This window comes from Actinomyces bouchesdurhonensis (genome assembly GCF_900128465.1).
Classification (GTDB): domain Bacteria; phylum Actinomycetota; class Actinomycetes; order Actinomycetales; family Actinomycetaceae; genus Pauljensenia; species Pauljensenia bouchesdurhonensis.
The window spans coordinates 73,553-82,213 of sequence record NZ_LT635869.1; the positions used below are offsets into that span (position 1 = coordinate 73,553).

Below are 8,661 nucleotides of genomic sequence, written 5' to 3' on the forward strand. Positions count from 1 at the left end.
CGCAAAGGCCGCATTCGCGCCGGACGCCCGGCCTGCGTGCGCGTGCGCATCGTCTCCGACGACGAGCACTTCGGCGTCGTCTCCGACATCGACGACACCGTCATGGTCTCCATGCTGCCGCGCCTGATGTCGGCCGCGCGGCACGCCTTCCTGGATCGGGTCTCCTCGCGCGAGGCCGTCCCGGGCATGGCGAAACTGCTGACGACGCTCACGACCTCGTCGGCGACGTCGGAGGGGGTGCCGGAAGGTACGCACTCCCCCATCATGTACCTGTCGACCGGCGCGTGGAACGTGGTGCCCACGGTCCGCTCGTTCCTGGAGCGCTCCGGCTACCCGGCGGGTGGCTTCCTCATGACGGATTTCGGCCCGTCGAACACCGGGTGGTTCCGCTCGGGTCCCGAGCATAAGCGCCGCGAGCTGCGCCGCCTGGCGCGCATGTTCCCGCACGTGCGGTGGCTCCTCGTCGGCGACGACGGCCAACGCGATCCCGAGATTTACGCCGAGTTCGCGCGCGAATACCCCCAGGCGGTCGCGGGCATCGCGATTCGTTCCCTCTCCGAGATCGAACAGTTCATGGCCCACGGTTCCTTCGAGGCGATGGTCCCCGACGCGCTGTGGACGGTCCCCGAGTCCGTCCCCGTCTGGTACGGCTCTAACGGTCACGCTCTGCTGGAGAATATACGAGGCCGGGGCACCGCCGGGCCGCTGTCCTCCTACTGAGGCCCCTCGACGAGGCCGGGACGCGCTACCCTGGTCGGCGCGGCGGAAGCAGGCCACTCCGCGCGCATACAGGAAGGCGGTTATAGGACACGACGCATTGCTGGAGGGCGGCGGTCTGCCCGCTCGCCGTCCGCCCCACGAGCTTTGCTTGGCGTGTCGGCTCGAAGCTCGGACAGACCCTGCCACAACACCTGGGACTAACCCCCAAACGTTTTGCCCTGTAACCCTAATTTCGCACGTAATTCCCCTGCTGCTCCTTCAGACATTGACTTCACCTCGTTGGAATTGCAACGTTTTCGCGCGGTCTCGAAAAATTACCGCCGTAAATTATGTGCGAAATTTGTCTGGGCCGGGCCTGCCACCGCCCGCCGGCGCCGCGGCCAGGCCCCNCTACATCGTGGGGCCCGTGCTCTCCACGGTCCTGGGCACTGCCCTGCATCCGGCCATCGGTCTGGCCATTTCCATCGTGAGCTTGGCCGTGGGCGGCATACTCTTTTTGTCGCGGCGCTCCTCCGAGCCAGCGACGATCCCCTACGACCCGCATGCCCCGCGCGAGTCCGTCATCCGCAAGCCCGTCGTCCTCGTCATGGCTGCCACCTACATCGGCATGGGCATGACGTTTGGCTCGATGGAGGTCTCGATGGTCAGCTTCACCGAGGAGCTGGGCACCCCCGCGCTCGGCGGTATCCTCCTGGCGCTCTTCTCGATCGGTTCACTGTCCGCCGCGCTCGTCTACGGGGCGCGCACGTGGAGACGCCCCACCTGGCAGCTCTTCGCGATCGGCGTCATCGCGATGGCGATCGGCATGAGCCTGTTCCCCGTCGCCTTCAACATCTGGACGATGGCCGCCGTCATCCTTGTCACGGGCCTGACCTGCGCCCCGACGATGACGAACGTTAACGTCATTATTCAACAGTCCGTGTCTGCCGCGAAGCTGACAGAGGGCCTGACTTGGATGTCGACCTCGATCAACCTGGGGACCTCGCTGGGCACCGCGATCGCCGGGCCAGCAATCGACGCAATCGGCGCGCGCGGCGGACTCTTCACCATGTCGGGCTCCGGCTGGGCGATGGTCGTCCTCATGCTCATCGGCCTGCCCGCGCTACGCAAGAACACCGCCGCGCCCAAGCCTGAACTCCCCCTCGACTGAGCGGGGGTCGGGGGGCCGCGCGTGGCGNCTGACCCGCCAGACGTGGACCTTCAACGGGGACGCGCCCGGCCCGATCCTGCGCGGACACATCGGCGACACCTTCCACATCACGCTGGTCAACAACGGGACGATGAGCCATTCGCTGGACTTCCACGCGGGCCTCGTCTCCCCCGACCAGGTCATGCGCTCGATCGAACCCGGACAGACCCTCGAATACACCTTCGTCGCGAAGAACGCGGGCATCTGGCTCTACCACTGCTCGACCGCGCCCATGTCCATGCACATCGCGAACGGCATGTTCGGCGCCGTCATCATCGACCCAACCGACCTGGGTTCGGTCGACCGCGAGTACGTGATGGTCGCCTCCGAGCTCTACCTGGGCGCGGACGGCACACCAGCGGACGCTTCCCTCCTGTCGGCCCTGGCGCCCAACGCAATGGCCTTCAACGGCGTGCCCTTCCAGTACAAGGCGCACCCCATCCAGGTCAAGACCAACGAGCGCGTGCGCGTGTGGGTCATGGACGCGGGCCCGAACCTGGCGACCACGTTCCACGTCGTGGGCACCCAGTTCGACACCGTGTGGCGCGAGGGCGCCTACGTCATCCGCGGCGGCGGCAGCGGCNAGCGACTGAGCCTGCTCCCCTTTCCCTGCCACGGCCTCGTCCACGTTCGACGAGGCCGTGGCCGTTTCCCGCTCTCGCGCGCGGAAAAGGGGGTTAGCTACACCCCATCGTGACGGGCGTTGCCGCCCTCCGACCGACGATACAATAGCGGGATGCTGGGTACCTATCTCGACATTTTGCGTTACCGTCAGGCCTGGAAGTTTTCCGCTGCCGGGCTGACTTTGCGCCTCCCCATGTCGATGGTGGGTTTGTCCACGATCCTGTTGGTGCGCGCCGAGTACGGCAACTACACGCTGGCCGGCGCCGTGTCGGCGGTCAACATCATCGTCATGGCGGTCTGCGCGCCCATCCTGGCGCGCCGCGTCGACCGGCACGGGCAGCTGCGCGTCATGGGCCCCGCGTGGGTCATCTCCACCTTGTCGATGTGCGCGCTGGTGGCCGCCACCCTCATGCATGCGCCCGAGTGGACGCTGTTCATTCCTGCGGCCCTCGCGGGCGCCACGTGGGGCGCTCCGGGCGCGCTCGTGCGCTCACGCTGGACCACGATCCTGAACAAGCCCGGCCAGTTGACGACCGCCTACGCCCTCGAGTCGGCGGTCGACGAGTTCGTCTACATCGTGGGGCCCGTGCTCTCCACGGTCCTGGGCACTGCCCTGCATCCGGCCATCGGTCTGGCCATTTCCATCGTGAGCTTGGCCGTGGGCGGCATACTCTTTTTGTCGCGGCGCTCCTCCGAGCCAGCGACGATCCCCTNCTCGGAGCAGTTTCGCATGCAATTCGATTGAGTGAACTTTCAACAGTGTCCGCAAACGTTGCAATTCCAACAATATGGTTGCGCGGTGAGACACAGTGTCGGGGGAATTGCATGCGACATTCGCGGAAAGCTCGCCGGGCGGGAGTCATGCGCAGCCACTCATAGCACCGCCGGTAGCGCAGCCAGTAGCACCGCCGGTAGCGCAGCCGGTAGCACCGCCGGTAGCACAGCCAGAGGCGTGCCAGCGGCATGGCACGGTGAATACCGTCGCCGCAAACGACTGACCCAAGCCCCACCGAGACAGATCAAGGGACCACACACAGGCACGCGATGAAACAACCAGCTCCAACCCCGATTGTCCCTCACCAGCACACCGAAAAGTCACCACAAAACCAACACGCTTTGCCCCTTAACCCCAGGAAGGCCGCCCCGAGGGGCGGCCTTCTCACGGTAATGGCCCGTCGAGTCAGGAACCCGACATCGGGCGGCATTTCGTCGGCTGCTCGATAGGGTCGGTTGACTTCAGGACACGCTGAACATCCTCCGCGCTCATTGCGTCATCGTAGAAGGTCCCCAACTCGACCTTCACGTCCGCCCCCGTCGCGTCACTGAGGCGCACGTGGGCGCCCGGAAAGAAGCGAGCCACCGAGTAGGCGTTGTCGACACCCTGCGGTCCCGCGGTGATGCGAACTTTACCCGTATACTCTGCGTCAGCGTTTTCCGGATCCTGCGTTTGGAAGCCCGCGGTCGTGAGCATGTCCGTGGCCTTTGACGCCAGTCCCTGATGTTGAGTCGTGTTGACGACAGTGACGGACACCGTCGAGGGGGCCACTGGCTTCGAATTCGCCGTCGGGCAGGGAATGTCGCCCGTTTCGGCATACTCGATCTTGACAGAGAAATCGTTGCCGAAGGGAACCGGCACGATCCCCGTGAACACGAGGACCGCTAACACCACGACGGTGATTAGCGACACGCCGACGATGGCGAACGTCGTGTTCTGACGCTGCTGACGCTCACGCAGGAAGCGCTGACGCGGAGTAAGGACAGTGTGGGACTCGTTCGGTGTACTCACGGTCTCAACACTATCGAATAGGGGCACATAGAGGCCAGATAACGCCCCGTCTGGAGCATTACATCTTGCCCACACCCACCCCGCGATACGTCGAGAAACCTCGCCACGAAGCCTGGGCCGAGTTCGCGTTACAGGCCTCCACACGGGAAAATCACCCGGTCACAACCGTCAGCGCGGTAGCACCCCAGCCTCGTAAGGCGTTGACACAGTGGTGGGCCCCGAGGAACCCCTCGGAGCCCACCACGACGGGCACATCAGTCTACTTGTTCCACTGGAAGTCCCTGGGATTGATCTCACCGGTCGTGCCGGTCATCCAACCCGCGCGGGCCAGGGCGAAGGAGTTGCCGGTCCTCGTGTTCCAGCAAGTCACGCCGTCCTCGGTCGAGCGACACGCGTAGTCGCCATTCGTGGCCGCCGTCGTATAGTCGAGCTTAGGGCCACCCGTGGGCATGCTGCTCGCGCAGGACTGCGACGCGTCGGTCTTCGATACCGTCAGCGTCCCCACCTTGGTGTCCGAGCATGCGGGGTAGCCCTCATCCTCCCAATTGGATTCAGCGATACCGCAGGTGACACCGTCGACCGTGAAGGAGCACTTGATGTTGCCGGAGGGCGCCATAAAATTGTCCATCTTGGTCGCTCCGGGGGGAGCGGGGTACTTCACGGGGTCATTCGTGCTGGCACGCGCAGAGGGCGTCGGCGAGGACGCGGACCTGGACGGCGCCGGAGAGGAACCGTTATGAGGCCCGTCATATCCGCGCGTGAAAACGAAGATGACAACGCCGAGAAGGACCACGGCAATGAGCGCGAGAACACCGAGCACAATTCCCATGACCGGGAGGGAGCGACCTTCGCGCGTCGGCGACTGGGGAACCGAACCCGGCTGCACCGTGGGCTGCACCTGGTAGGAGGCACCCGCACCAGGGTATGCCTGCGGCATAACCTGCGTGCGCGTAGCACTACTCGACGACCCAGGATAAGAAGAGCCGACAGACGTGGCGGGGTACACAGCTGTCGCTTCAGGATCCTGAGCAGACTTGTCGCCCATGATCGACTGGCGCTGCACCTGAGCGACGACCTGTTCGCGCGCGCCCACCTTCGGTACCGCCGCGTTAGAGCCGACGACAGCAGAATAAGGGGTTGTCCGTTCGACCTGCGAATAGGAGTTCACGCCGCCCTGTCCCAGGACGTACATGCCGGACTCGGAGGTGCGGATCGAGGAACCAGCGACCGCGCCGGACACATCGCCGTGCATGACAAGATAGCCGTTGGAATCGATATACCCGTCATAGTCGTCACGCGCCTCGAGGGCGGCGTTAATCGCCGGGTCATTGAACTGATGCAGCCAATCAAGCAGGCCGCGATAGGCGTGTGGGTGTGCCGCAACAATCGGGCGCACCTCGGGGTAGCGGAACGCCAGTTGACGCAGCGCTTCAGCGTCGGTCGACGGGTCCTGGGCTGCTGCCGCAGGATTGTCGAAATGCAGTTCTTCTGCCATCGATGCTCCAGACTTCATTGGTCACGCGGTTGTTACACAATACCGCGATCACACGTCACACGTGAAACCTTCTCGTATCTTCTTCCCACCATGCGGCGCTGTCACTTGACAAAAGCACTATGACGCGCCACGAAAAACAAAGCTGTCAAAATTGAGTGTCTCAATGTCCGTCGCGAGCGCCCTCACCTGGTCGTCCCAACCCGCGCGTGACGCTTCAAAACCTTCCGGCGTACCAAATTCACGCGCCTGTTGAAGAGCGAAAGACCGAACACCCATCTCACGGGCGATCGTCGCCACCTCAAGCCCATCACCCGGCCCGTCCGGGTAGACGGTCAAGCGCACCTCATGGTCCACCTCCGGGTGAGCCAGCACGATACCCAGAGATTCCCACGCCCGCGCACCGGCCCCCACACGCCCGGCCACGGCCTCGTAATGCTCACGCGTGGCCTTAATGTCAATACCAACCCAATCAACGAGGCCGGCGCCAAGCAAATCCGCGAGGCGTCCCGGGTAGGGGCCGGCGGTGTGCAGGCCAACACCGAAGCCAAGCTCACGCACGCGCACCATCGCTGCGCCGAGCGCGATCTGACGGGTTGCCTCACCGCCGGAGAACACAACCCCGTCGAGCAGACCACGCCTGCGCGCCAACAGGTCCTCCAGCGCGCTCCACGCGACCACGCCCGGGATGCGCGGGTCGATGATCGCGCTGTTGTGGCAGTACGGGCACGCCCACGGGCACCCCTGCAGGAACAGGGACGCCGCGAACTTGCCGGGCCAGTCCACGCTCGACATGGGGACCAGGCCCGCGATCTGCAGGTCGTCCGGCGTCCACTCGCGCGACGCCCGCCCCCCGACGAGGCCGGGGCCGCCCAGGCTCAGCGNTCCCCCTCGACTGAGCGGGGGTCGGGGGGCCGCGCGTGGCGACCGAGGCCCCCGGCCTCGTCGAGCTGCTTTCCTTTAGGAGAACTCCACGCGCGTCTGCCCCTGGTCGTCGACGACGTAACGCCACCCGAAGCGCTCGTTTTCCTGTGACCCGCTCGGTAGTGTCACGGTAACGCCCCCCATGCGTACACCGAAGATTGAGGTCTCGGGGTTGCGTTCCTGGTCCAGGCTCACCTCGATAGTAATGCCGTCATCTCCGGCGCCGTTGACCTTCGCGTTGCATATGTCCGACCATTGCCCGCTCAGGCACTCGCGTGTCTCCTGCTCGGCGAGCGCACGGACCTCCTCAAAATCCTGGGCGGTCGGCACAACGGCGATGCGATAGCGCCCCGAGCTAGTAATCGTGACGTGCCCGTCGTCCGCTTCCTGCCATTGGCCAGTGTCTTCTCGCAGCACCATCGCGCGACCGTGGTCACTCATCTTCGTCCAGCTAAGGTCGTAGACGCCCGGAAAACTCGTCGTGGTGGCCAGTTGCCAATTCATCGGCCATTCGCGGGTCTTCGACTCCTCAGGCTGGGTGTAGGCGCGACCATCGATGTGGGTGACAGACAAGATGGCCTGGTCAGCAGAGACTGCTGTCATGTCCTCGGGGGCTTGCTTGACCTTCCACCATCCGGTGAGGTCCGATCCGGTTTCCCCGCGTGTGAGGGTCATCGAGTAGGAGCGTTCCTCGCCGCCAACGTCGAGGCGCATGTCAGCCACGTACATCTTGGTGGAGTAGGTGGGGCGAACACTCAGATCGATAAGCTGGGGAGCCTGCTCGCGTTGCGCAGACACTTCGGTGAGCGTCATCGAGCACCTGGCGTTGTAGCACCAGCCTGGCTCCGGCGGGTTCAGTTCATCCCACGTCTCACAGTCGCCGTTGACGATCATCTGCACGTAGGCTCGCGCCGCCTGCTCGGGCGTGATTCGTCCCCACACGACATGCTCCCGATACCAGCTACACACCCCTACGCCGATCACCAGCAGGAGTGCCAACCCGAGAATCGCACCCGGTCCACGCTTAATGAAACGACTAATTCTGAGCATCGAACTTCCCTAACCGCTTACATTATGCAACACAACGGTCTGTGTGAATCCAATAAACTTAGAAGATCCCTTTCGCCCGAAGATGCGCATTGTGTCGAGACGTGACACGCCCAAGCGAACGCCAAGGATCCCGACCGTTATCCCGTCCAGCTCACAGCCTTATGACCGGTTACTAAATGACGCTTCAAAAGTATTTTCTTGTATAGACTGCCATTTCTTTCAAAGCCTTCCAGGTGCATATAGTAATCAATTGCAGCGAGCACAAGAGAACCGCACTTAGTCTTCTCCTTACTGCCCAAGCGATCAAAAGAATCGGACGCTGCAGAACCATCATTGTACCCATCGAGCATTTCTCACCCTCCATCGGACGCTTCTGCGTGGTCAGATTATCATGGGCTGCCCGACCGCAGGGACCCTGACCACGCTTGCGCTTCCCCGGTGGGTTGGCCCTATGATTACCCTGATGTTGCTTCGCCCCCCTCTCATCGACGACGAGTCCCCCTCACTCGCCCTGGCACTGACCGCCGGCGCGGGTGAATTCGCGTCGACCCTGCTGGTCGCGGCCATGTCGAAAGGCTGGTACTATCCCGGCGTCGTCGGCTTCGGCGGCATCGGCTCCCAGCGCAGCGCCCGCATCCTCGGTCGCGTCCTCATGGCCCGCGGCGACGACTCCCGCACGTGGCTACAAAACCGCCGCGGATGGCGCCAGTTCTTCAACGCGCAGGTCCCCCGCCAACCCGTCCTCGTCACCGTCGGCAACGCCCGCAGGCTCGCCTTCGCGGACCGCGGCGGCTTCGTCGACATGACGGTCCTCGGCCACGGCCTCGAACCCGGCTGGCACGACGCCACCATCCAAGTCCTGCACGCGGGCGACGT

At 64.1% G+C, this 8,661-nt stretch carries 6 protein-coding genes and 3 pseudogenes; 5 read left to right on the top strand and 4 right to left on the bottom strand.

Annotated elements, in window-relative coordinates:
- The 4 genes and pseudogenes from BQ7477_RS08710 to BQ7477_RS08725 form a co-directional block, all read left to right on the top strand.
- On the top strand, window positions 1-720 hold a 720-nt coding region (locus BQ7477_RS08710), incomplete at its 5' end, for a phosphatase domain-containing protein (protein ID WP_129582567.1).
- A gap of 406 nt (window positions 721-1,126) precedes the next feature.
- Window positions 1,127-1,870 (top strand): MFS transporter, encoded by a 744-nt coding sequence (locus tag BQ7477_RS08715; protein ID WP_234968768.1) that lies wholly within the window; start codon window positions 1,127-1,129, stop codon window positions 1,868-1,870.
- 28 nt (window positions 1,871-1,898) lie between these two features.
- Window positions 1,899-2,492, top strand: a pseudogene (locus BQ7477_RS08720) (multicopper oxidase domain-containing protein); the annotation flags it as partial.
- Window positions 2,493-2,645: 153 nt separating this feature from the next.
- Window positions 2,646-3,245, top strand: a pseudogene (locus BQ7477_RS08725) (MFS transporter); the annotation flags it as partial.
- Window positions 3,246-3,713: 468 nt separating this feature from the next.
- Here BQ7477_RS08725 and BQ7477_RS08730 read toward each other — a convergent pair.
- The 4 genes from BQ7477_RS08730 to BQ7477_RS08745 form a co-directional block, all read right to left on the bottom strand.
- On the bottom strand, window positions 3,714-4,319 hold the full coding sequence (locus tag BQ7477_RS08730; RefSeq protein ID WP_073983620.1) for a LytR C-terminal domain-containing protein: 606 nt from the start codon (window positions 4,317-4,319) through the stop codon (window positions 3,714-3,716).
- Window positions 4,320-4,578: 259 nt separating this feature from the next.
- Window positions 4,579-5,814 (bottom strand): variant leucine-rich repeat-containing protein, encoded by a 1,236-nt coding sequence (locus BQ7477_RS08735; RefSeq protein ID WP_073983621.1) that lies wholly within the window; start codon window positions 5,812-5,814, stop codon window positions 4,579-4,581.
- A gap of 117 nt (window positions 5,815-5,931) precedes the next feature.
- A complete protein-coding gene (locus BQ7477_RS08740) occupies window positions 5,932-6,693 on the bottom strand; it encodes an anaerobic ribonucleoside-triphosphate reductase activating protein (RefSeq protein ID WP_073983622.1) in 762 nt (253 codons plus the stop codon).
- Between the two features lie 78 nt (window positions 6,694-6,771).
- Window positions 6,772-7,785, bottom strand: a complete 1,014-nt coding sequence (locus BQ7477_RS08745; protein ID WP_129582540.1) for a hypothetical protein — start codon at window positions 7,783-7,785, stop codon at window positions 6,772-6,774.
- Between the two features lie 451 nt (window positions 7,786-8,236).
- Here BQ7477_RS08745 and BQ7477_RS08750 point away from each other — a divergent pair.
- A pseudogene (locus tag BQ7477_RS08750) lies at window positions 8,237-8,661 on the top strand (App1 family protein); the annotation flags it as partial.

Excerpts from the sequence above, each read along its gene's own strand:
- BQ7477_RS08745 (WP_129582540.1), bottom strand. The coding sequence starts at position 7,785 with ATGCTCAGAATTAGTCGTTTCATTAAGCGTGGACCGGGTGCGATTCTC.
- BQ7477_RS08735 (WP_073983621.1), bottom strand. The coding sequence starts at position 5,814 with ATGGCAGAAGAACTGCATTTCGACAATCCTGCGGCAGCAGCCCAGGAC.